The 22559-nt window shown below is 62.3% G+C and carries 22 protein-coding genes; 18 read left to right on the forward strand and 4 right to left on the reverse strand.

Annotated features, from left to right (window positions below; genetic code table 11):
- Positions 1-53: 53 nt before the first annotated feature.
- Positions 54-2807 carry a response regulator gene (locus ACW9I6_RS11715; RefSeq protein ID WP_008434994.1) on the reverse strand — a complete coding sequence of 918 codons (2754 nt, stop codon included), beginning with the start codon at positions 2805-2807 and terminating at the stop codon, positions 54-56.
- Positions 2808-3012: 205 nt separating this feature from the next.
- On the opposite strand from ACW9I6_RS11715, the gene ACW9I6_RS11720 reads away from it, so the two are divergent.
- Together ACW9I6_RS11720 and ACW9I6_RS11725 are read left to right on the forward strand one after the other, a co-directional pair.
- Positions 3013-3741: a response regulator transcription factor gene (locus ACW9I6_RS11720; protein ID WP_004371371.1), complete on the forward strand. Its 729-nt coding sequence runs from the start codon at positions 3013-3015 to the stop codon at positions 3739-3741.
- The gene (locus ACW9I6_RS11725) at positions 3728-5098 is read left to right on the forward strand and encodes a sensor histidine kinase (protein ID WP_008434990.1); all 1371 of its coding nucleotides are present in this window, start codon (positions 3728-3730) and stop codon (positions 5096-5098) included. Before ACW9I6_RS11720 ends, ACW9I6_RS11725 begins: the two co-directional genes overlap by 14 nt.
- A 3-nt stretch (positions 5099-5101) precedes the next feature.
- On the opposite strand, the gene ACW9I6_RS11730 is transcribed toward ACW9I6_RS11725, so the two are convergent.
- A complete protein-coding gene (locus ACW9I6_RS11730; protein ID WP_004371367.1) occupies positions 5102-5617 on the reverse strand; it encodes a DUF2062 domain-containing protein in 516 nt (171 codons plus the stop codon).
- A 147-nt stretch (positions 5618-5764) separates the two neighbouring features.
- Here ACW9I6_RS11730 and ACW9I6_RS11735 point away from each other — a divergent pair, with 147 nt between their 5' ends.
- Genes ACW9I6_RS11735 through ACW9I6_RS11785 form a run of 11 tightly spaced genes read left to right on the forward strand, consistent with a single transcriptional unit; the run spans position 5765 to position 14330 of the window.
- Positions 5765-8056 carry a DNA internalization-related competence protein ComEC/Rec2 gene (locus ACW9I6_RS11735; RefSeq protein ID WP_457339329.1) on the forward strand — a complete coding sequence of 764 codons (2292 nt, stop codon included), beginning with the start codon at positions 5765-5767 and terminating at the stop codon, positions 8054-8056.
- A gap of 31 nt (positions 8057-8087) precedes the next feature.
- Positions 8088-8723, forward strand: a complete 636-nt coding sequence (locus tag ACW9I6_RS11740) for a MotA/TolQ/ExbB proton channel family protein (RefSeq protein ID WP_004371363.1) — start codon at positions 8088-8090, stop codon at positions 8721-8723.
- Positions 8720-9148, forward strand: coding sequence for an ExbD/TolR family protein (locus ACW9I6_RS11745; RefSeq protein WP_004371361.1), 429 nt, complete (start codon positions 8720-8722; stop codon positions 9146-9148). The genes ACW9I6_RS11740 and ACW9I6_RS11745 overlap by 4 nt, the downstream gene beginning before the upstream one ends.
- A complete protein-coding gene (gene lpxK / locus ACW9I6_RS11750) occupies positions 9148-10158 on the forward strand; it encodes a tetraacyldisaccharide 4'-kinase (protein ID WP_177008421.1) in 1011 nt (336 codons plus the stop codon). The genes ACW9I6_RS11745 and lpxK overlap by 1 nt, the downstream gene beginning before the upstream one ends.
- 24 nt (positions 10159-10182) lie before the next feature.
- On the forward strand, positions 10183-10368 hold the full coding sequence (locus tag ACW9I6_RS11755; protein ID WP_003174668.1) for a Trm112 family protein: 186 nt from the start codon (positions 10183-10185) through the stop codon (positions 10366-10368).
- A complete protein-coding gene (kdsB, locus tag ACW9I6_RS11760) occupies positions 10365-11129 on the forward strand; it encodes a 3-deoxy-manno-octulosonate cytidylyltransferase (protein WP_008434982.1) in 765 nt (254 codons plus the stop codon). Before ACW9I6_RS11755 ends, kdsB begins: the two co-directional genes overlap by 4 nt.
- Positions 11129-11593 carry a low molecular weight protein-tyrosine-phosphatase gene (locus ACW9I6_RS11765; RefSeq protein ID WP_004371338.1) on the forward strand — a complete coding sequence of 155 codons (465 nt, stop codon included), beginning with the start codon at positions 11129-11131 and terminating at the stop codon, positions 11591-11593. The genes kdsB and ACW9I6_RS11765 overlap by 1 nt, the downstream gene beginning before the upstream one ends.
- Entirely contained in the window at positions 11590-12609 is a 1020-nt protein-coding gene (gene murB / locus ACW9I6_RS11770; protein WP_004371335.1) for a UDP-N-acetylmuramate dehydrogenase, read from the forward strand. The genes ACW9I6_RS11765 and murB overlap by 4 nt, the downstream gene beginning before the upstream one ends.
- Positions 12610-12616: 7 nt before the next feature.
- A complete protein-coding gene (locus ACW9I6_RS11775; protein ID WP_177041366.1) occupies positions 12617-12760 on the forward strand; it encodes a hypothetical protein in 144 nt (47 codons plus the stop codon).
- Positions 12760-13746, forward strand: a complete 987-nt coding sequence (locus ACW9I6_RS11780) for an XdhC family protein (RefSeq protein WP_008434978.1) — start codon at positions 12760-12762, stop codon at positions 13744-13746. Before ACW9I6_RS11775 ends, ACW9I6_RS11780 begins: the two co-directional genes overlap by 1 nt.
- A complete protein-coding gene (locus ACW9I6_RS11785; protein ID WP_177116823.1) occupies positions 13743-14330 on the forward strand; it encodes a nucleotidyltransferase family protein in 588 nt (195 codons plus the stop codon). The genes ACW9I6_RS11780 and ACW9I6_RS11785 overlap by 4 nt, the downstream gene beginning before the upstream one ends.
- Before the next feature lie 67 nt (positions 14331-14397).
- On the opposite strand, the gene rne is transcribed toward ACW9I6_RS11785, so the two are convergent.
- Entirely contained in the window at positions 14398-17658 is a 3261-nt protein-coding gene (rne, locus tag ACW9I6_RS11790; protein WP_457339322.1) for a ribonuclease E, read from the reverse strand.
- A gap of 738 nt (positions 17659-18396) precedes the next feature.
- Between rne and rluC the strand changes: the two genes are divergently transcribed.
- From rluC to ACW9I6_RS11805, 3 genes are read left to right on the forward strand one after another with little or no spacing between them, the layout of a single operon-like run.
- Positions 18397-19356: a 23S rRNA pseudouridine(955/2504/2580) synthase RluC gene (rluC, locus tag ACW9I6_RS11795; RefSeq protein WP_004371325.1), complete on the forward strand. Its 960-nt coding sequence runs from the start codon at positions 18397-18399 to the stop codon at positions 19354-19356.
- Positions 19343-20005 carry an HAD-IA family hydrolase gene (locus ACW9I6_RS11800; RefSeq protein ID WP_457339323.1) on the forward strand — a complete coding sequence of 221 codons (663 nt, stop codon included), beginning with the start codon at positions 19343-19345 and terminating at the stop codon, positions 20003-20005. The genes rluC and ACW9I6_RS11800 overlap by 14 nt, the downstream gene beginning before the upstream one ends.
- A gap of 21 nt (positions 20006-20026) precedes the next feature.
- Entirely contained in the window at positions 20027-21019 is a 993-nt protein-coding gene (locus ACW9I6_RS11805) for a S49 family peptidase (RefSeq protein ID WP_008434971.1), read from the forward strand.
- Positions 21020-21148: 129 nt separating this feature from the next.
- Here ACW9I6_RS11805 and ACW9I6_RS11810 read toward each other — a convergent pair whose 3' ends face one another.
- Positions 21149-21727, reverse strand: a complete 579-nt coding sequence (locus ACW9I6_RS11810; RefSeq protein WP_457339324.1) for a Maf family protein — start codon at positions 21725-21727, stop codon at positions 21149-21151.
- Between the two features lie 105 nt (positions 21728-21832).
- On the opposite strand from ACW9I6_RS11810, the gene ACW9I6_RS11815 reads away from it, so the two are divergent.
- Positions 21833-22360, forward strand: coding sequence for a YceD family protein (locus tag ACW9I6_RS11815; RefSeq protein WP_004371317.1), 528 nt, complete (start codon positions 21833-21835; stop codon positions 22358-22360).
- 13 nt (positions 22361-22373) lie between these two features.
- On the forward strand, positions 22374-22556 hold the full coding sequence (gene rpmF / locus ACW9I6_RS11820) for a 50S ribosomal protein L32 (protein WP_004371305.1): 183 nt from the start codon (positions 22374-22376) through the stop codon (positions 22554-22556).
- The last annotated feature ends 3 nt before the right edge of the window (positions 22557-22559 follow it).

Consider the following 22559-nt stretch of genomic DNA (forward strand, 5'->3'; position numbering starts at 1 on the left):
CCACAGCAAGCTCCTCACCCCAGCAAGCTCCTTCGCCACATTGCCCCGAAAGTTTACGCGCTGACCCGCGCCTCGCTGGCCAGCCGGGCAATCGCCATATCCAGTTCATCCAGGGCCGGCATGGCCTTGGCGTCGTCCTGCTTGAGCAGAGTCTCGGCCCGTTGGCAGGCCGCACGCAGTTGCGGCACGCCGCAATACCGGGTGGCGCCGTGCAGGCGGTGCACCCGTTCGATCAGGGCGTTGCGGTCATTGGCGTCACGGGCGACGCGAATCGCTTCACGGTCCGCTTCCAGCGAGGCCAGCAGCATCGCGAGCATGTCTGCCGCCAGATCCGCCTTGCCGGCCGCCAGGCGCAAACCTTCTTCATGGTCCAGCACCGGCAATTGCGTGGCATGCCCGAAACTTTCGGTGCCACGGTCCGGGCCCTGGTTGCGCAGGGCCAGCCCGGTCCATTTCAACACCACCTGGGCCAGTTGCCGTTCGCTGATGGGTTTGGTCAGGTAATCATCCATGCCGCTTTGCAGCAGGGCGCGTTTTTCGTTGGCCATCGCATGGGCCGTCAGCGCGACGATGGGCAGCGGTGTGCCATGGCGTTCGCTTTCCCACGTGCGGATTGCCTCGGTGCTCTGGCGACCGTCCATCCCCGGCATCTGCACGTCCATCAGCACCAGGTCGAAGGCTTCCTGCTTCACTGCCTCGATGGCCGAGTAACCGCTTTCCACCGCCTGGACCTTGGCGCCCATGTCTTCCAGCAGGGTTTGCACCAGCAGCAGGTTGGCCGGGTTGTCGTCGACACACAGCACCCGCGGCGCGCGGCTGGACAGGGGCTCGCCGGGTTCGCTGCGCAGCGGGCGCGGGCTGATCAGGTCGGCCAGGGCGCGACGCAGTTTGCGGGTGCACGCGGGCTTGGCCTGCAACTGGCTGTTGGGGTTGGGTACCGAGGGGTTGAACAGCAGCTGTTCGGTGGTCGGGCACAACACCAGTACCTTGCAGCCCAGGTGTTCGAGGTCCCACAGGTGCTGGTTCAAACGCTCCGGCGGAATGTCGTTGGCGGTGATGCCCAGCACGGCCAGGTCAATCGCCTGTTCGGTCTGGTGGGCGCTGGTGATGCCGTTGGTCAGGCTTTCCAGGCTGTTGAACGGGGTGACTTCCAGGCCGCAGTCTTCCAGCTGATGTTGCAGGGCCTGGCGCGCCAGCTCGTGGTTTTCCAGCACCGCCACGCGCCGGCCCAGCAGCGGCGCGGAGGGCAGGTCTTCGATATCGTCACGGGTTTTCGGCAGGTTCAGGCTGATCCAGAATTCCGAGCCTTCTCCCGGCGTGCTGTCGACGCCGATCTCACCGCCCATCTGTTCGATCAGGCGCTTGGAAATCACCAGGCCAAGGCCGGTCCCGCCGGGTTGGCGTGACAGCGAATTGTCCGCCTGGCTGAACGCCTGGAACAGCGCCCGCACATCCTGGTTTGACAGGCCGATGCCGGTGTCCTGCACGCTGATGCGCAGTTGTACGCTGTCTTCCTGTTCGTCTTCAATCATGGCGCGGGCAACGATGGTGCCTTCGCGGGTGAACTTGATCGCGTTGCTCACCAGGTTCGTGAGGATCTGCTTGAGCCGCAGCGGGTCACCCACCAAGGCGAGCGGCGTGTCGCGGTAGACCAGGCTCACCAGCTCCAGCTGTTTGGCGTGGGCGGCCGGGGCGAGGATGGTCAGGGTGTCTTGCAGCAAGTCCCGCAGGTTGAACGGGATGCTGTCGAGCACCAGCTTGCCGGCCTCGATTTTCGAGAAGTCGAGGATTTCGTTGATGATGCCCAGCAGGTTGTCGGCGGATTTTTCGATGGTGCCCAGGTAATCCAGTTGGCGCGGTGACAGTTCGCTTTTCTGCAACAAATGGGTGAAACCAAGGATGCCGTTCAACGGCGTGCGGATTTCATGGCTCATGTTGGCCAGAAACTCCGACTTGATGCGGCTGGCTTCCAGGGCTTCCTTGCGGGCCAGGTCCAACTCGATGTTCTGGATCTCGATGGTTTCGAGGTTTTGCCGCACGTCTTCGGTGGCCTGGTCGATGCTGTGTTGCAATTCTTCCTGGGCGTTTTGCAGGGTCTCGGCCATGCGGTTGATGCCCGAGGCCAGGTGATCCAGCTCCTGGCTGCCCAGGGGTGGCAACCGGGTTTCGAGATTGCCGTCCTTGAGCTGTGCGACGGCCTGTTTGATCAGGCCGATCGGTGAGTTGATCGTACGGCTGATGCGCAAGGCGAGGGCCGCCGTGCAGATCAGGCCGATGGCGATCAGCAGCAGGCTCGCGAACAGGCTGCGGTAGCCACGCAGCAACATGCCGTTGTGGGACAGTTCCAGCTCGACCCAGCCGAGCAGGCGGTCGGATTCATCCGGGATCAGTTCACCGGCGAGGTTGCGATGGCGGCCGAACACCGGCAGCAGATAACGGGTGGCGTCATTGCCGGTGCGCTGCAGCAGGTGCGAACTGTTGCCGATGGGCGGCTGGTTGAGCATGGTCGGCCCGGCGTGGGCCAGGGGCGTGCGGTCGGGCCCGAGGAACGACACGGCGCGCACATCGGTTTGTTCCAGAGACTGGGTGGCGATGCGTTCCAGCAGGTCGGTGTTCCTGGTGCCGAGGGCCGGGGCCACCAGCGGCGCCAGTTGCTCGGCGATCATCTCGCCGCGTTGCAGCAACTGCGACTGCAACTCCGAAAGCTGCATCCAGGTGAAATACCCGCCCAGCAGCAACGCCATCAGGCTGGTAGGCAATAAGGTCAGCAACAGTACGCGGCCTTTTATCCCCATTCTTTTAAGCACGCCACTCTCCTGCTACCACACTGTTGTCGAATTCCACGCAGGCATCCGGCCCGCGCCACCTGCGCAGTGTAGCCATTTGCGCGGCGGGGAATCTTGCAAAATTAATGACCTGAGGCAAACCTTGGGCCGCCGGACGCCCGGCGGCGGTTGCTCATGGGGGGGCAATCTTGAATAATCAGTCATTGAGAATGACTTGCAGACGCTAATGAATCCCGCAGCACTTGGCTTACCCAGTATCCTGGCGATTGAAGACGATCCTGTGCTTGGCGCCTATGTCCATGAGCAATTGGGCCTCTGTGGCTTCCAGGTGACCTGGTGCCAGAATGGCCAGCAGGGCTTGCAAATGGCCCGCGATCAGCGCTTCGACGTGGTGTTGATGGACATCCTGCTGCCGGGCATGGACGGGTTGTCGGTGCTCACGCATTTGCGCCAGAGCCATTCGATGCCGGTGATCCTGATGTCGGCCCTGGGGGCCGAAGCCGATCGCATCAGCGGTTTTCGCCTGGGGGCCGACGATTACCTGCCCAAGCCGTTCAGCATGGCCGAGTTGCGGGTGCGCATCGAAGCGATCCTGCGCCGGGTCGCCCTGGACCGGCGGCCGTTGCCGGCCCTGGCGGCGGTGCGCGGCGATGCCCGCAGCCTGCGTTTCGATGACGAGCTGTGTGATGTGTTTCACCGGGAGCAGTGGGCCGGCCTGACCCGCAGCGAATATCGCCTGTTGGAAACCCTGCACCGCAACGCCGAAGAAGTCCTCAGCAAAGCCTTCCTCTACCAGCATGTGTTCCAGCGCGGCTATGCGCCCCATGACCGCAGCCTGGACATGCACATCAGCCAGATTCGTCGCAAGCTCAAGGCTGTCGGCTACAGCGAGCGGGAAGTGCGCACGGTGTGGGGCAAGGGCTATGTGTTGAGCGGTCACGATGACGGGCTTTAAAGCCGCGTTCAAACGGCTGCCGGGCAAGCATTCGTTATTCTGGAAACTGGCCTGTCTGCTGATCGCGTTCTGCTTGCTGATGATCTGGCTCAGTTGGTCATGGGGCCGGTATATGGAAGAGCAGAATGCCTTTCTGTCCAGCGAGGCCCGCGCCACCCTGAGCGGTTATGCCGCTGGCGCGGAACTGGCCTGGAACAAGGGCGGCAACGCCGGTGTGGACGAATGGTTGCACACCCTGGGCCAGCGCGAGCGCACCTGGGTGGGGGTCATCGGCAACGACCTGCAATCCCTGAGCAGCTACCCACTGACGGACAAGGAGAGCCAGCGCCTGACCTTCCTGCGCGGCCTGGACTGGCCCGTCAGCCGGCATGCCAAGGGCCTGCCGTGGTTGAAAATCCCGTTCCCGCTCGACCCGGGTGCGGGCTCCCTGGTGATCGAGTTGCCGCGGCGTTTCATGCCCGGGCAAAACCAGCTGTTCTGGCGGATCGTCACCAATGGCGTGATTCCCGGCCTGTTCACCCTGCTGCTGTGCATCGGCCTCTACCGGCTGTTGATCATGCCTCTCAACCACCTGCGAGAGCAGGCCAACGCCTGGCGTGCCGATCAACTGGGCACCCGGCTTTCCCGCGACACCACCAGCCGCCAGGATGAACTGGGGGAATTGGGCCGCGCGTTTGACCAGATGTCTGAACGCCTGCAAGGCACCGTGGCCCTGCAACAGCAACTGCTGCGGGATTTGTCCCATGAGTTGCGCACACCGTTGAGCCGCCTGCGTGTGGCCAGTGACAGCGAGCAGGACCTGACCCAGCTGCGCGAGCGCCTGGGGAGGGAAATCGACGGCATGCAGCGCCTGGTGGACGACACCCTGCAACTGGCCTGGCTCGACACCGAACGCGCGCCGTTGCCCAAGGAAGACATCCAGGTGCAGGCGCTGTGGGACATGCTCCGGGAAAACGCCTGTTTTGAAAGTGGCTGGCCGGCTTCACGCTTGCAGTGCGAGCTGGGGGCCGACTGCTGGGTGCGCGGTCATCTGAACCTGCTGGCCCAGGCATTGGAGAACATCCTGCGCAATGCCATCCGGCACTCTGCGCAAGACGGAACGGTGCAATTGGGCGGGCAGCGTGAGGGGGATCACTGGCACTTGTGGCTGGAAGACCAGGGCGGCGGGATCGATGAGGTGGAGTTGGAGCGAATCTTTGCGCCATTCACCCGGCTGGACGGTTCAAGGCCCGGCGACGGCGGCTTTGGCCTGGGCTTGAGCATTGCGCGCAACGCCGTGCAGCGTCAGGACGGCAGCCTGTGGGCGGAAAATACCGGCCAGGGTTTGCGTGTGCACATGCGCTTGCTGGCGCGCTAACGGTTACAACCTGCGCTGTTTGCGTTTTTTCCACTGTCGGGCCACCCACCAGCGCCAATAGCCCATGGTCAGGCAATAACCCAGCACCGCCATCACCAGCCCCAGTACTACCGAGCCCAGGAGGAACGGTTGCCACAGCGTCGACAACTGCCCGCTGATCCATTCCCAGGTCAGCTCGTCGGGCATGCTGCGGGGTGGCACATTCATCAGCCACGCCCCGGTCATGTAGGTGCAGAAAAACACCGGCGGCATGGTAATCGGGTTGGTCAGCCAGACCAGGCTCACGGCAATCGGCATGTTGCCGCGCACGCTGATGGCGAGGACCGCTGCCAGCAGCATCTGCAAGGGAATGGGGATGAATGCCGCGAACAGGCCAACGGCCATGGCCCGCGCGACCGAGTGCCGATTGAGGTGCCAGAGATTCGGGTCATGCAGCAACTTGCCGAGAAAGCGTAAGGACTTGTGTTCCCGAATGCTGGTCGGATCGGGCATGTACCGTTTGAATAAGCGCCGTGGCATAAGGGGTCCAGGTCAGTTCGAGGGGCAAGTATGCCCGCATTCCACGAACGTGAAATTCAGACTTTGTGACAAATAATAATAGGCCACACCGCTAGCCCGGCTAAGACTCAATGGGTCGCTTTCAAGGAAAGATCCATGAGAACAGGGATGTTCGCACTCGCGCTGGGGCTGCTCGCCTTGCGTTTTTTACCCGCGTTGCCGTCCGGCGGCTGGCTGTTGCTGATGCCGGTGCTGGCCCTGATGCTGTTGCCTTTTCGTACCTATCCGCTGGGGTTTTTCCTGTTTGGCCTGGGCTGGGTATGCCTCAGCGCGCAGTGGGCGCTGGATGACCGGTTGGCCCCGCATCTGGATGGCCAGACCCGCTGGGTGGAAGGGCGTGTCAGCGGGTTACCGCAGCAGATGGGCGACGGTGTGCGCTTCGAACTGACCGACAGCCGGTCACGCAAGGACCTGCTTCCCAAGCGCATTCGCGTGTCCTGGCGCGGCGGCCCACCGGTTAAGAGCGGTGAGCGCTGGCGACTGGCGGTGACTCTCAAGCGTCCTTCCGGATTGCTCAATGCAGATGGCTTTGACTATGAAGCCTGGCTGCTGGCCCAGCGGATTGGCGCCACCGGCTCGGTCAAGGACGGCCAACTGCTGGCACCGGCACGACATGCCTGGCGCGACGGGATTCGCCAGCGGCTGCTGGCAGTGGATGCCCAGGGGCGAGAGGCGGGCCTGGCGGCGCTGGTGCTCGGCGATGGTTCCGGGTTGGCCGCCGAGGATTGGCGGGTCCTGCAAGCCACTGGCACCGTGCATTTACTGGTGATATCCGGGCAGCACATCGGCCTGCTGGCGGGGTTGATCTATGGCCTGGTCGCCGGTCTTGCGCGCTACGGGGGTTGGCCGAAACTTTTGCCGTGGCTGCCCTGGGCCTGCGGCCTGGCGTTTGCTGCAGCGCTGGGCTACGGCCTGCTGGCCGGTTTCGAGGTGCCGGTGCAACGGGCCTGTGTGATGGTGGGCCTGGTATTGCTGTGGCGTCTGCGGTTTCGTCACCTGGGAATCTGGTGGCCGCTGTTGCTGGCGCTGGACGCGGTGCTGATCCTCGAACCGTTGGCCAGCCTGCAGCCGGGGTTCTGGCTGTCTTTTGCGGCTGTTGCGGTGCTGATTTTGGCGTTCAGTGGCCGATTGGGCCCCTGGCCCTTGTGGCAAGCCTGGACCCGCGCCCAATGGATGATTGCCATCGGCCTGTTTCCGCTGCTGCTGGTGCTCGGCCTGCCTATCAGCCTGAGCGGGCCGCTGGCCAACCTGGTTGCGGTGCCGTGGATCAGCCTGGTGGTGCTGCCCCTGGCCTTGCTGGGTACGGTGTTATTGCCGCTGCCTTATATAGGAGAGGGGTTGTTATGGCTGGCGGGCGGCACGCTGGACGGGCTGTTCAAGGCACTGGCGCTGCTGGCGCAGTACTTGCCGGCCTGGATACCGGCGCAAGTGCCCATTGGCTATTGGCTGGTGAGCCTGCTGGGGGCGGTGCTGTTATTGCTGCCCAAGGGCGTCCCGTTTCGGCTGCTGGGCTGGCCGATGTTGCTGCTGGCGGTGTTTCCGCCGCGGGAGTCGATACCTCATGGGCTGGTCGAGGTGGTGCAGCTGGATGTCGGCCAAGGGTTGGCGATCATCCTGCGTACCCGCAACCACGCGTTGCTGTATGACGCCGGGCCGCGCTCCGGTGAGTTCGATCTTGGCGCGCGTGTCGTATTGCCTGCGTTGCGCAAGCTGGGGGTCGCAGAGCTGGACGTGATGCTGCTCAGTCATGCCGATGCCGATCATGCCGGCGGCGCGTTGGCCGTCGCCCAAGGGTTGCCGGTCAAGCGTGTGGTGGGCGGTGAGACGGCACGGCTGCCGGCCTCGCTCGGTACCCAGGCGTGTGTCAGCGGCGAGCAGTGGGAGTGGGACGGCGTGAGGTTCGAGCTATGGCAATGGCCTGATGCGACGGACGGTAACCAGATGTCCTGCGTGTTGCGGGTGCTGGCCAATGGCGAGCGCTTGTTGCTGACCGGGGATATTGACCATGACGCCGAGCGGGCATTGCTGGCCACTCCCATGGGCGCTCCTGTCGATTGGCTGCAAGCGCCGCACCACGGCAGCCGCAGCTCGTCGTCATGGGCCTTTCTACAGCGCCTGGCACCCAAGGCCGTGTTGATTTCCCGGGGGCGCAGCAATGGATTTGGCCACCCGCATCCACAGGTGCTGGAGCGTTACCAGGCCATGGGCAGCGCGATTTATGACAGTGCCGAGCAAGGCGCACTCCGCCTGCAACTGGGCACCTTTCAGCCGCCGCTGGCCGCGCGCAGCCAGCGGCGTTTCTGGCGCGAGCACCCGTCGCAAAACAGCGTTACCAAAGACCGGCCCCTGCGTCAGGATGCTCTGGGGCAGGCCAGCCCTTCCACCGGACCCTTATGGTAAAGTGGCGCACTTTTTCGAGGGGACATTCACTGTGTGGGAATTGGTCAAATCCGGCGGCTGGATGATGTTGCCGATCATTTTGAGTTCCATCGCCGCACTCGGCATCATCGCCGAACGCCTATGGACCCTGCGTGCCAGCCGTGTAACGCCTGACCACCTGCTGGGCCAGGTCTGGGGCTGGATCAAGAACAAGCAGCTCGACAAGACAAAGCTCAAGGAACTGCGCGCCAACTCGCCCCTGGGTGAAATCCTCGCCGCCGGCCTCGCCAACTCCAAGCACGGTCGCGAGATCATGAAGGAGTGCATCGAAGAGGCCGCCGCCCGGGTCATCCATGAGCTGGAGCGCTACATCAATGCCCTGGGCACCATCGCCGCCATGGCACCGTTGCTCGGCCTGCTCGGTACGGTACTGGGCATGATCGATATTTTCAGCTCATTCATGGGGTCGGGCATGACCACCAACGCCGCAGTGCTGGCCGGTGGTATTTCCAAGGCATTGATCACCACGGCGGCGGGCCTGATGGTCGGTATTCCTTCGGTGTTCTTCCACCGTTTCCTGCAACGGCGCATCGACGAACTGGTGGTGGGCATGGAGCAGGAAGCCATCAAGCTGGTGGAAGTGGTACAGGGCGACCGTGACGTGGACCTGGTTGAGGGCAACGCGTGAAATTTCGTCGCAAGCAACGGGAAAACGTCGATATCAACCTGGCGTCGTTGATCGACGTGGTGTTTATCCTGCTGCTGTTTTTTGTCGTCACCACCACCTTTACCCGGGAAACCCAGCTGCGCGTCGACCTGCCGGAAGCCGTCAGCGGTTCGCCGGCGGAAGACCAGCAGGCCAAGCAACTGGACATCGCCATCAGCGCCGATGGCGTGTTCTCGGTGAATAACCAGTTGCTGGAGAAAAACGACCTGGCCAGCCTGATGGAAGCACTGCAGAAGGAGTCCGGTGGCGACACTAACTTGCCACTGTCCATCAGCGCCGATGGCAACACCAAGCACCAGGCCGTGATCACGGCGATGGACGCTGCCGGCAAGCTCGGCTTCAGCCATTTGCGCATGACCACCGTCGAGGCGGCGAGCCAACCCTGATGGCCATGACTGATCGTTTGCTCAAGGCCTGGTACGAAGGCCATCCGGCGCTCGCGTTGTTGCAGCCGCTGGAATCCCTCTATCGCCGGGTGGTGCAGCGCAAGCGCGCACGGTTCCTGGCGGGCGAGGGCGAGATCTATCAGTCGCCGGTGCCGGTCGTGGTGGTAGGCAATATCACGGTGGGTGGCACCGGCAAGACGCCCATGATTCTCTGGCTGATCGACCATTGCCAGCGCAGTGGTTTGCGCGTCGGTGTGGTCAGCCGCGGTTATGGCGCCAAGCCGCCACAGTTTCCATGGCGCGTAGAGGCCGATCAAACCGCAGCGGTGGCGGGGGACGAACCCTTGCTGATCGTGCAGCGCAGCGGCGTGCCGCTGATGATCGACCCCGACCGCAGCCGCGCCGTGAAGGCGCTGTTGGCCAGCGAAACCCTCGACCTGATCCTTTCCGACGACGGCCTGCAACATTACCGCCTGGCCCGTGACCTGGAACTGGTGTTGATTGACGCCGCCCGCGGGCTGGGTAACCGTCGCTGCCTGCCGGCGGGGCCGTTGCGTGAGCCGGTCGAGCGTTTGCAGAGCGTCGATGCGCTGCTTTACAACGGCGCAGGTTCTGACCGTGACGACGGCTTTGCCTTCCGTCTGTTGCCTGCCGCGCTGGTCAACCTGCATACCGGCGAGCGTAAACCCGTCGAACACTTCCCGGTGGGGCAGCAGGTACATGCGGTGGCCGGCATCGGCAACCCGCAACGTTTCTTCAATACCCTTGAAACGCTACACTGGCGCCCAATACCCCATGCTTTTGCCGACCACGCGCCGTACAGCGCCGAGGTCTTGAATTTCACACCGGCACTGCCGTTGGTCATGACTGAAAAGGACGCGGTGAAGTGCCGCGCCTTTGCCAGGCCCGACTGGTGGTACCTTGCGGTGGACGCGGCACCGTCACCGGCGTTTATCGCCTGGTTCGACACGCAGTTGATGCGCTTGCTGCCCGCTCGCCTTTTGCCTTAAAACGCTGCTCTCCAGGACATACTCATGGACACCAAACTGCTCGATATCCTCGCTTGCCCGATCTGCAAGGGGCCGCTCAAGCTCAGCGCCGACAAAACCGAGCTGATCAGCAAGGGCGCCGGCCTGGCGTACCCGATTCGTGATGGCATTCCGGTAATGCTCGAAAGCGAAGCCCGCACCCTGACCACCGACGAGCGCCTGGATAAATGACCACCGCCTTCACCGTTGTCATCCCGTCCCGCTACGCCTCCACCCGCCTGCCCGGCAAGCCGCTGCAACTGATCGGCAACAAGCCGATGATCCAGCTGGTGTGGGAACAGGCCTGCAAAAGCAGCGCCGAAAGGGTAGTGGTGGCCACCGACGATCCGCGCATCATCGAGGCCTGCAAAGGCTTTGGTGCCGAAGCGGTGCTGACCCGTGAAGACCACAACTCCGGTACCGACCGCCTGGCCGAAGTGGCCACAAAGCTGGGCCTGGCGGCGGACGCCATCGTGGTCAATGTGCAAGGTGACGAGCCGTTGATTCCGCCCAGCGTGATCGATCAGGTGGCGGCCAACCTGGCAGCCCATGGCGAAGCGCGCATGGCGACCCTGGCCGAGCCGATTGAAGACATCGAGACCCTGTTCAACCCCAACGTGGTGAAAGTGGTCAGCGACATCAATGGCCTGGCGCTGACCTTCAGCCGCTCCACCTTGCCGTGGGCGCGGGATGCGTTCGCCAAACAGCCTGACGTGCTGCCGGCTGGCGTGCCTTACCGTCGCCACATCGGCATCTACGCCTACCGCGCCGGTTTCCTCCACGACTTCGTGAGCTGGGGCCCGTGCTGGCTGGAAAATACCGAATCCCTGGAACAACTGCGTGCCCTGTGGCACGGCGTGCGCATTCATGTGGGCGATGCCCTGGAAGCGCCGCCGGCGGGCGTCGACACCCCTGAAGACCTCGAGCGCGTCCGTCGCCTTCTGGGGGCCTGATGCAGGTTCTGTTCGTCTGCCTGGGCAACATCTGCCGTTCGCCCACGGCCGAAGGCGTTCTGCGCCACAAATTGCGCGAAGCCGGCCTGGCCGATCAGGTTGAAGTGGCCTCTGCCGGTACCGGTGATTGGCACGTCGGCAACCCACCGGACAAGCGCAGCCAGCGTGCCGCGCTGCAACGCGGCTACGACCTGTCGGCCCAGCGTGCACAACAGGTGTCGCGTGCCGACTTTTCCCGCTACGACCTGATCCTCGCCATGGACCAGAGCAACCTGCGCAACCTCAAGGCCATGCAGCCGGCTCAGGGCAAGGCGGACCTGGACCTGTTCCTGCGCCGCTACGACTCGGTGGTGGATGAAGTGCCGGACCCGTACTACGAAGGTGACCAGGGCTTTGAAACTGTCCTCGACCTGATCGAGCGCGCCTGTGACCTGTTGGTGATTGAATTGAAGGGCCGGTTATGACTTTGCAGGTACGGGCACAGGTTTCGCTCAAGCCGTTCAACAGCTTTGGTATCGACGTGCGTGCCCGGCTGTTTGCCGAGGCCCACAATGACGCCGACGTGCGTGAGGCCCTGGCCTGTGCCGCCGAGCAACAACTGCCGTTGCTGGTGATTGGCGGTGGCAGCAACTTGCTGTTGACCCAGGATATTGACGCACTGGTGCTGCGCATGGCCAGCCAGGGCATCCGGGTGTTGCACGACGATGGCGTGCAGGTCGTGGTTGAGGCCGAAGCGGGCGAAGCCTGGCATCCGTTTGTGCTGTGGACCCTGGCCCAGGGCTTTTCCGGCCTGGAAAACCTCAGCCTGATTCCCGGAACGGTCGGCGCCGCACCGATGCAGAACATCGGCGCCTACGGTGTAGAGATCAAGGATGTATTCAGCGGCCTGACCGCCCTTGATCGCCAGACCGGCGAACTGCGGGATTTCAGCCTGGCCGAGTGCAACTTTGCCTACCGCGACAGCCTGTTCAAGCACGAAGTGGGGCGCTGGCTGATCCTGCGGGTGCGTTTTGCCCTGAGCCGCGCCGTGCATCTGAAACTTGAATACGGGCCGGTGCGACAGCGCCTGACCGAGCAAGGCATCGCGCAGGCCACGCCCAGCGATGTCAGCCGCGCGATTTGCAGCATTCGTAGCGAGAAACTGCCCGACCCGGCGGTGCTCGGCAATGCGGGGAGTTTCTTCAAGAACCCGCTGGTGTCCCAGGCACTGGCTGCCGAGTTGCAGCGTCAATACCCGGACCTGGTGGCTTACCCCCAGGCCGACGGGCAGATGAAACTGGCCGCCGGCTGGCTGATCGACAAGGCCGGCTGGAAAGGCTTTCGCGATGGCGATGCCGGCGTGCATCGCTTGCAGGCACTGGTATTGGTGAACTACGGCGCGGCCAGCGGCCAGGACATTGCCGGGCTCGCGCTGCGTATCCAGCAGGACATCGAAAAGCGCTTCAAGGTGGTGCTGGAAATGGAGCCGAATCGCTATTGAACTAAGCTTGTTTTTTGACGCACCAAGCCCTGCATTGCAGGGCTTTTTTATTGCCGGTGAGTTAACTTGGCTGACTACCGATATTTTTGATCAACCCATAGATGCTGTTTATCAAAATCAGTTGCAAGGTTGGCGGGAGGCGAAAGCCTGATGGACAGTGTTGATCTGAATGTATTACGCAGCGTGCTGGAATGGCGCCTCGCCGGGCAGCGAGTGGTGCTGTACAGCGTGGTCCAGACCTGGGGCAGCGCCCCGCGTCCGCCGGGGGCGATGCTGGCCTTGCGCGGCGACGGGGTGGTGATTGGCTCGGTGTCCGGCGGCTGTATCGAGGACGACTTGATCGCCCGGTTGCAGGACGGTCGGCTGCCTGACGACGGGCCGCCGGTGCAGCTTGTCACCTACGGTGTCACCCGGGACGAAGCGGCGCGTTTTGGCCTGCCGTGTGGCGGCACCCTGCGTCTCACCGAAGAGCGGGTGAGTGATCCGGGTTGGGTAGCTGAACTGCTGGCGCGCTGTGAGGCCCACGAGATTGTCGCCCGTGAGTTGGACCTGGCCACCGGCGAGGTGGTGTTGAGCGGTGCGAGCAAGACCGATGTGGTCAGCTTCAACGGCGAGCGTTTGCGCGCGATCTACGGTCCTCGCTGGCGCCTGCTGCTGATCGGCGCGGGCCAGCTGTCACGTTATGTGGCGGAAATGGCTCGGTTGCTGGATTTCGAAGTGCTGATCTGCGACCCGCGCCAGGAGTTTGTTTATGGCTGGGAGGAGCAGCACGGGCGCTTTGTGCCGGGTATGCCGGATGAAGCGGTGTTGAATATCCAGACCGATGAACGCACTGCCATTGTCGCGCTCACCCATGACCCGCGCCTGGATGACATGGCGTTGCTGACGGCCCTCAATTCCCGGGCGTTCTACATAGGCGCGCTGGGTTCGCGGGTCAACAGCCAGAAGCGCCGGGAAAACCTCGCGGCACTGGGACTCAGTGCGGACGCCATTGCGCGGCTGCATGGGCCGATTGGCCTGCATATCGGCAGCCATACGCCGGCGGAAATCGCCTTGTCGTTGATGGCGGAAATCGTCGCCATCAAGAACGGGATCGATCTGCTGCAGAAAAAGCCGTTGCAGGCAGCGGTCAGTTGACGGGCATCGCCGTAATCATCCTGGCGGCGGGGCAGGGCAGTCGTTTTCGGGCCGAGGCGGGTGCCGATCAGGACAAGTTGCTGGCGCCCTGCGTGGGCCGGGATGGCATCACGCGGCCGGTGATCGAGCAGGTATTGGTGAATTTGCCGCCTGTGGCTACGAGACGTTGGCTGGTGACGTCACCGGATCGCACCGAAGTGATTCGGTTGGCTAAGGTGCACGGTTGCGAAGTATTGCTTTTGCGCTCGCCGGGCATGGGTGACAGCATCGCAGCAGCGGTGGCGGCCAGTGGGCCGTCGGCTGGTTGGCTGGTGGTGTTGGGGGATATGCCGTTTATCCTGCCTGCAAGTATCGAGCAAGTGATGGCAGGCCTGGAGGACGACGGTATCAGCGCCCCGGTGCATGCAGGTCAGTACGGGCACCCCGTGGGGTTTGGCCGTTCATTCGGCCCGGCCTTGATCGCGCTGACCGGAGACCGCGGGGCAAAACCGTTATTTGCCAAGGCTTCGGTGCAGGAAGTCGTAGTCGATGATCCCGGTGTGTTGTGGGACGTCGATGTGCCAGGGTTGTTGGACTACCGCTAACTGATGTAATGGGCATAAAAAAGCCCCGCCTGATCACTCAGGCGGGGCTTTTTAGTGGCCGATGGAATCAGACGAGGGGTTTAGGCTCGTGCTCTTCTTCCTGGGCCTTAGGGTGGTGCTCTACCACTTCTTCAACGGAACGTACGTTCTCGTCGATGGCAGGGGCAGTGTGCTCAACCACGGCTTCGGTGACCGGAGCAGGGGTTGCGTGGGCAACTTCAGCGACGGCTGGAGCAGCTTCGGCAGCGGCTTTGGCAGCAGCGGCGGCCGCTTCAGCTTCCTTGCGACGACGACGCACTTCGCGTGGGTCGTTCGGCGCACGGCCATTTTCGGTCAGGGCGCTGGCCGGAGCGGCTTCAACCACCGGGGCTGCCACTTCGGCAACCACTGGCGCTTCAACCACTGGCGCAGGCTCGGCAACAACGGCAACAGGTTCAGCAGCGACCACCACTTCAGCGACTGGCGCTGGAGCTTCTTCGACCACTGGCGCAGGCGCTGGAGCTTCGACCGCTTCAACCACCGGGGCAGGTTCGGCAGCCCACTGGAAGGCGGTCTGTTCTTCGCGAACTTTACGCACTTCAGGGGTTGGCTCGGCAACCGGTGCTTCAACGGCGGCTTCAACCACGGGCTGTTGTTCAACAACAGCGGCAGGCTCGGCAACCACTTCAGCTTCAGGCTTAGACTCGCGAACTTCACGAACTTCACGAACGTGACGAGCCGGCGCTACTTCCACTTCCGGAACAACCGGGGCTTCGACCGGGGTCGTTGCTTCAACCACTGGCGCTTCGACGGCTGGCGTCTCTACAACAGTGTTTTCCTGGATGGCAGCGGTGGCTGCTTCAGCTTGCTCGTTGGCCTGGGCTTCAGCAGGTGCGCTGATGACCGAGCTGGCGACAGCCGCGGTAACGGCCAGGCCGGCAGCCAGTTCGGCGCCAGTCGGTTCGCCGGTAGCTGCTGCGTTGGCTTCGCCGGTCTCTTCCGAGCCTTCGATTTCGTTGCCGTTGGCATCACGTTGACGCTCACGACGGTTGCTGCGACGACGCTGGCCACGGGAGCGGCGGCGTGGACGATCGCCTTCGGCGTTGTCCTGGCCGTCTTCCTGTTGCTGGTCTTCGTTGGACAGCAGCTCTTCTTCTTCACCGGCTGGAGCCGCTTGCTCGGCACGTGGTTGACGCTCTTCACGAGGAGGGCGTGGCGCACGTTCTTCACGCGGCTGACGAGCTGGACGCTCTTCAGCAGTGGCAGCGGTGGCAGCAGCGGCTACGGCTGGAGCGGCATCCAACGGCTCGCGCAGTTCACGCACGCGTTCTTCACGCTCGCCACGTGGCTTGCGGTCTTCACGTGGAGCGCGTGGAGCACGCGGTGCACGTTCTTCGCGTGGTGCACGCTCTTCACGGGCTACGGTTGGTGTTTCTTCACGGGCTTCGCGCGGTTGGCGCTCTTCACGTGGGGCGCGTTCTTCGCGGGGTGCACGTTCTTCACGAGGCTTGCGCTCTTCGTCACGGCGACCGTTGCGATTGCGGCTCTGCTGGCGACCGTTGCGACGCTCTTCATTGCGTGCAGGGCGTTCAGTCACAGGCTTCTCGACCACAACTGGAGCCACCGGCTCTTCCTTGGTGGCGAACAGGCTGACCAGCGACTTCACCAGGCCCTTGAACAGGCTTGGCTCAGGCAGGGCAGCTGGTGCGGCAACCGGCGCGGCAGCCTCGACCGGAACCGGTGCGTTGGCACGGGCTGGCGCGGTCTTAACGGCGGCTTCCTGGCGAACCAGGGTGCGGGTCGCCGCGGCTGGCTGGACTTCTTCCACTTCGGCAGCGGCAGCAGCGATTTCGTAGCTGGACTGGTTGACGTGGGCTTCCGGGCTGTCATCACGCAGGCGCTGCACTTCGAAGTGCGGCGTCTCGAGGTGATCGTTCGGCAGGATGACGATGCGGGCACGGGTGCGCAGTTCGATCTTGGTGATCGAGTTGCGTTTTTCGTTGAGCAGGAACGCAGCGACCGGGATCGGCACCTGGGCGCGCACTTCGGCAGTGCGGTCTTTCAGGGCTTCTTCTTCGATCAGGCGCAGGATCGCCAGCGACAGCGATTCAACGTCACGGATGATGCCGGTGCCGTTGCAACGCGGGCAGACGATGCCGCTGCTTTCACCCAGGGATGGACGCAGGCGCTGACGGGACATTTCCAGCAGGCCGAAGCGCGAGATGCGGCCGACCTGTACACGGGCACGGTCAGCTTCCAGGCATTCGCGGACTTTCTCTTCCACGGCGCGCTGGTTCTTGGCCGGGGTCATGTCGATGAAGTCGATCACGATCAGGCCGCCGATGTCACGCAGGCGCAGCTGGCGGGCGATTTCTTCAGCCGCTTCCAGGTTGGTCTGCAGGGCGGTTTCTTCGATGTCGCTACCCTTGGTGGCACGCGCCGAGTTGATGTCGATGGACACCAGGGCTTCGGTCGGGTCGATCACGATGGAGCCGCCGGAAGGCAGTTCGACGACGCGCTGGAAAGCGGTTTCGATCTGGCTTTCGATCTGGAAACGGTTGAACAGCGGAACGCTGTCTTCGTACAGCTTGATCTTGCTGGCGTACTGCGGCATCACCTGGCGGATGAAGGTCAGGGCTTCGTCCTGGGCTTCGACGCTGTCGATCAGCACTTCGCCGATGTCCTGGCGCAGGTAATCGCGGATGGCGCGGATGATCACGTTGCTTTCCTGGTAGATCAGGAATGGCGCGGAACGATCCAGGGACGCTTCCTTGATAGCGGTCCACAGCTGCAGCAGGTAGTCGAGGTCCCACTGCATTTCTTCGCTGCTGCGGCCCAGGCCGGCAGTGCGCACGATCAGGCCCATGTCGGCCGGAGCGATCAAGCCGTTCAGCGCTTCACGCAGTTCGTTGCGCTCTTCGCCTTCGATGCGACGGGAGATACCGCCGGCACGCGGGTTGTTCGGCATCAGGACCAGATAACGGCCAGCCAGGCTGATGAAGGTGGTCAGGGCGGCGCCCTTGTTGCCACGTTCTTCTTTTTCTACCTGAACGATGACTTCCTGGCCTTCGCTCAGGACGTCCTTGATGTTCACGCGGCCTTCAGGGGATTTCTTGAAGTATTCGCGGGAGATTTCTTTGAGGGGCAGGAAACCATGGCGCTCGGAGCCGAAATCGACAAAGGCAGCCTCAAGGCTTGGTTCGATGCGAGTAATCCGGCCTTTATAGATGTTGGCCTTCTTTTGCTCGCGTGCACCGGACTCGATGTCCAGGTCGTAGAGGCGTTGGCCGTCTACCAGTGCAACACGCAACTCTTCGGGTTGAGTTGCGTTAATCAGCATTCTTTTCATGTTGTACCGTCGGTTTCCGGGCTGCCGGAAACGGCGTTCGGCACACACGACTTCTCACGGTCGGTGTCAGGTGCGTCAAGAGTGGTTGGCCACTCCAGTGTCCAGCAATACCCGCCAAAATGGGCGGTATCGCGACGTACGCTTCCTGCTTGCTGTGGTGACTTAAGCACTCAGTCAGGAGGAGGAATCAACCGGCGACTGTGGACGAGATGAAGCGTCTAAATATAAGCCTAGTGCTACACAGTCCGACGGTTGTGCATCTCCACCCTACACGTATCCCTGATAATTCGGGTGCTGCCGCGCGCAGAATCCGCAGCGGGTTGGCATTTACCGTGTTCTCCAATGGGGAGTCCACGCTCATGGCTAAACAAGACCGGGTGTGGGCGATTGTGCTCTCACTCAGCTCGTAACAGGCGTTGTTTCCGAAGCATTCGCCGTGGTCTGGCTCCAGACTGACTGCACTTTGTGAACTGGCCGTAAATATCGGCGCAAAAGGCGAGTAATCACTCTGCTTTTTGCACTCGCTTCAGGCCTCATGTCACCTGCGCTTGTTACAATCTCGAGCCTTCCAGGGTGGCGAAAGCCCCGTAGGACGGCCTCGCGTCCTGATGAATTGCGATGGTCAGGGCCGGCAGTTTGCCGCTAGTCCTCTGTCCAGGCCGCTTTTGGCGGCGTTCGCGACTATAGCAGCAATGATTAAGTGCTTCAATTCCATAAAAAATTGTTATCATCGCCGCCATGACGACTACCGCCCCCCAGACCCCCAGCGTCCAGCTGCTCGAGGTCTCGCCGGAATATGCCGGCCAACGCATCGACAACTTTCTTCTTGCCAGGCTCAAAGGCGTGCCCAAGACCTTGATTTACCGCATTTTGCGTAAAGGCGAAGTGCGCGTGAACAAAGGCCGGATCAAGCCCGAGTACAAGCTGCAGGCGGGCGATATCGTCCGCGTGCCGCCGGTGCGGGTGCCTGAGCGTGACGAACCGGTCCCACTGGCCCAGGGCCTGTTGCAGCGCCTTGAAGCGTCGATTGTCTTCGAAGACAAGGCACTGATCGTGATCAACAAGCCGTGTGGCATCGCGGTCCACGGTGGCAGCGGCCTCAACTACGGGGTGATCGAAGCCTTTCGTCAGTTGCGCCCGGATGCCAAGGAGCTGGAGCTGGTCCACCGTCTGGACCGTGACACCTCCGGCCTGTTGATGATCGCCAAGAAACGCAGCATGTTGCGCCACCTGCATGCCGCCCTGCGCGGTGATGGCGTGGACAAGCGCTACATGGCGCTGGTGCGTGGCAACTGGGCCACCTCGATCAAGAGCGTGCGCGCGCCGTTGCAGAAGAGCAACCTGCGTTCCGGCGAGCGCATGGTCGAGGTGGACGAGGAGGGCAAGGAGGCGCTGACCCTGTTCAAGGTGCTGCGCCGCTTTGGTGACTTTGCCACCATGGTCGAGGCCAAGCCGGTCACTGGCCGTACCCACCAGATTCGTGTGCACACCCTGCATGCGGGGCACTGCATTGCCGGCGATACCAAATACGGCGATGAAGATTTCTCCAAGGAAATCCGCGACCTGGGTGGCAAACGCCTGTTCCTGCACGCCTACATGCTGACCGTGCCGCTGCCCGATGGTGGCGAATTGAAGCTGCAAGCGCCTGTCGATGAAATGTGGGCCAAGACCGTGGAGCGCCTGAGTGTCGCACCCTGACTACAAGCTGTTGATCTTTGACTGGGATGGCACGCTGTGTAATTCCATTGGTCGGATTGTCGAGTCGATGCACGCGGCGTCGACCCGTTCCGGTTATGCATTGTGCGACGACCTGGCGGTCAAGGGCATTATTGGCCTGGGCCTGCCGGAAGCGATCCGCACTCTGTACCCGGAGATTGGTGATGACGAGCTGATAGCGTTTCGTCAGCACTACGCCGATCACTACATGGCGCTCGACGCCCAGCCTTCGCCGCTGTTTGAAGGCGTGGCGCAGGCCATGGAAGCATTTCGCGCCGACGATTATCACCTTGCGGTCGCGACCGGCAAGGCCCGTCGCGGCCTGGACCGGGTGCTCAAGGCCCATGGCTGGGAAGATTATTTCGACGCCACCCGTGCGGCGGATGAAACCGCCAGCAAGCCCCACCCTCTGATGCTCGAGCAGATCCTCGCTCAATGTGGCGTGTCGCCTCGGCAGGCGTTGATGGTGGGTGATGCGTCGTTCGACCTGATGATGGCGCGTAATGCTGGCATGGACTCCGTGGCGGTCAGCTACGGCGCCCAATCTGCCCAGGCGTTGCAGGCCTACGAGCCGCGCCTGACAATTGACCGTTTTTCTGAATTGCAGGCCTGGCTCAGCCGGGCCCATTAAGTCTTTGCTGGGGTAGATGGCATGACCGATGAGTGGAAAGCGCCTGAGAAGGCCAATGCCGATAACAATGGCGATGACAGAAGCTGGAAGTTGCTGGAGAAGACCCTGCTGGCCAGTGTCCAGGAGCAGCGTCGCTCCCGGCGTTGGGGGATCTTTTTCAAGCTTCTGACCTTTATTTATCTGTTGGGCATGCTGGTGCTGTTCAGTCCGCTGATGGACATGGAAAAGAGCGCCACCCGAAGCGGTAATTACACGGCGTTGATCGAAGTGCGCGGAGTGATTGCCGACAAGGAGTCTGCCAGTGCAGACAACATCGTCAGCAGCCTGCGGGCGGCCTTCGAGGACTCCAAGGTCAAGGCTGTGATCCTGCGCATCAACAGCCCGGGCGGCAGTCCGGTGCAGTCGGGTTACGTGTACGACGAGATTCGTCGCCTGCGCGCCTTGCACCCGGACATCAAGCTGTATGCAGTGATTTCCGACCTGGGTGCCTCGGGTGCCTACTACATCGCCAGTGCTGCCGACCAGATCTATGCCGACAAGGCCAGTCTGGTGGGTTCGATTGGTGTGACGGCGGCCGGTTATGGCTTTGTCGGCACCATGGAGAAGCTCGGGGTTGAGCGTCGTACCTACACGTCAGGTGAGCATAAGTCGTTCCTGGACCCGTTCCAGCCGCAAAAGGCGGATGAAACCCAGTTCTGGCAGGGTGTGCTGGATACCACTCATCGGCAGTTCATCGCCAGTGTGAAGCAGGGGCGCGGTGACCGGCTCAAGGATAAGGAACATCCGGAGCTGTTTTCCGGTCTGGTCTGGTCTGGCGAGCAAGCGCTGCCATTGGGCTTGATCGATGGCCTGGGCAGTGCCAGTTCGGTGGCGCGGGACGTGATTGGCGAGAAAGAACTGGTGGACTTCACTGTTCAGGAATCGCCGTTTGACCGTTTCTCCAAGAAGCTGGGTGCCAGCGTGGCTGAGAAGCTGGCGCTATACATGGGCTTCCAGGGTCCGACCCTGCGCTGAGAGCTTGAGCGCGACATGGCTCGAAATGTGGGAGCTGGCTTGCCTGCGATAGCATCACCTCGGTGCGACTGATGTACCGGGGTGTCTGCATCGCAGGCAAGCCAGCTCCCACATTTGTTTGTGATGTTCTCAGGGAATCTGTACGCCTTCGGCCAGTAGCATGTCCACCAGTCGGATCAGCGGCAGTCCGACCAGGCTGGTGGCGTCTGGACCTTCGGTGCTTTGAAACAGGCTCACCCCCAGGCCTTCGGCCTTGAAGCTGCCAGCGCAGTCGTAGGGCTGCTCGATGCGCAGGTAGCGTTCGATGCGTGCGGCGTCCAGCGTGCGCATGTGTACGGTGAAGGGGATGCAGTCGACCTGGCAATGGCCGGTGGCGCTGTTCAGTACAGCCAGGCCGGTCAGGAAGCTGACGCGCTTGCCGCTGGCCGCCAGCAGTTGCTCACGGGCTTTCTCGAAGGTGTGGGGCTTGCCGATGATCTGGCCGTCGAGCGCGGCGACCTGGTCCGAGCCGATAATCAGATGCCCTGGATGACTGCCGGCGAGGGCGCGAGCCTTTTCTTCGGCGAGGCGCTTCACCAGTTCCACGGCAGACTCGTCCGGGCGGTGGCTTTCGTCGATATCCGGCGAACTGCAGATGAACGGCAGGTGCAGGCGGTTCAACAATTCCCGGCGATAAACCGAGCTGGAAGCGAGTAATAAAGGCAGCATGGGCGTCTCCTCAAGGCAGTCGCGGATTCTAGCGGGGAGGCCCGGTGACGGACAGGGCTGAATTTCCTTTGACATGGCCGGGTGCATCCCTATAATGCTGCGCCTATGTTGAATGACCCGATTCCACCTCACGTTGACCCGCGCAAATTGGCTGATCGTGGCACCACCCTTCAAGGTGAGCTGCTCCTGGCCGATTTGGAGAGACTCTGCGACCCGCTTTCCGACACTGTCGGTACGGTGCAGGCTAAATTCGTTTTTGAACGAGATGAACGTAAGTCTGTGGTAATCCACAGCTTTATCGACACCGAAGTCAAAATGGTTTGCCAGCGTTGTCTTGAGCTGGTCACCCTGCCGATCCACAGCGAATGCAGTTATGCTGTGGTGAAAGAGGGTGCGAATACCCAGTCGTTGCCGAAAGGTTATGACGTGCTGGAACTGGGCGAAGATCCTTTGGATCTGCAGTCACTGATCGAGGAGGAGCTTTTGCTCGCCTTGCCCATTGTGCCTGCTCATCATCCGGAAGAATGCCAGCAGCCGGCGGGTCTCGATGAGCCCGAACCGAGCGAGGACGAGGTAACGCGGTCCAACCCGTTCAGTGTATTGGCGCAGTTAAAGCGTGACCCAAACGTTTAGGAGTTAATCAATTATGGCTGTTCAGCAGAACAAAAAATCCCGCTCTGCCCGTGACATGCGTCGTTCGCACGACGCCCTGACGGCAAGCACTCTGTCTGTAGAAAAAACCACCGGTGAAGTTCACCTGCGTCACCACGTATCGCCAGAAGGCGTATACCGTGGCCGTAAAGTGATCGACAAGGGCGCTGACGAGTAATCA

The organism is Pseudomonas sp. SDO5522_S412 (assembly GCF_054071215.1).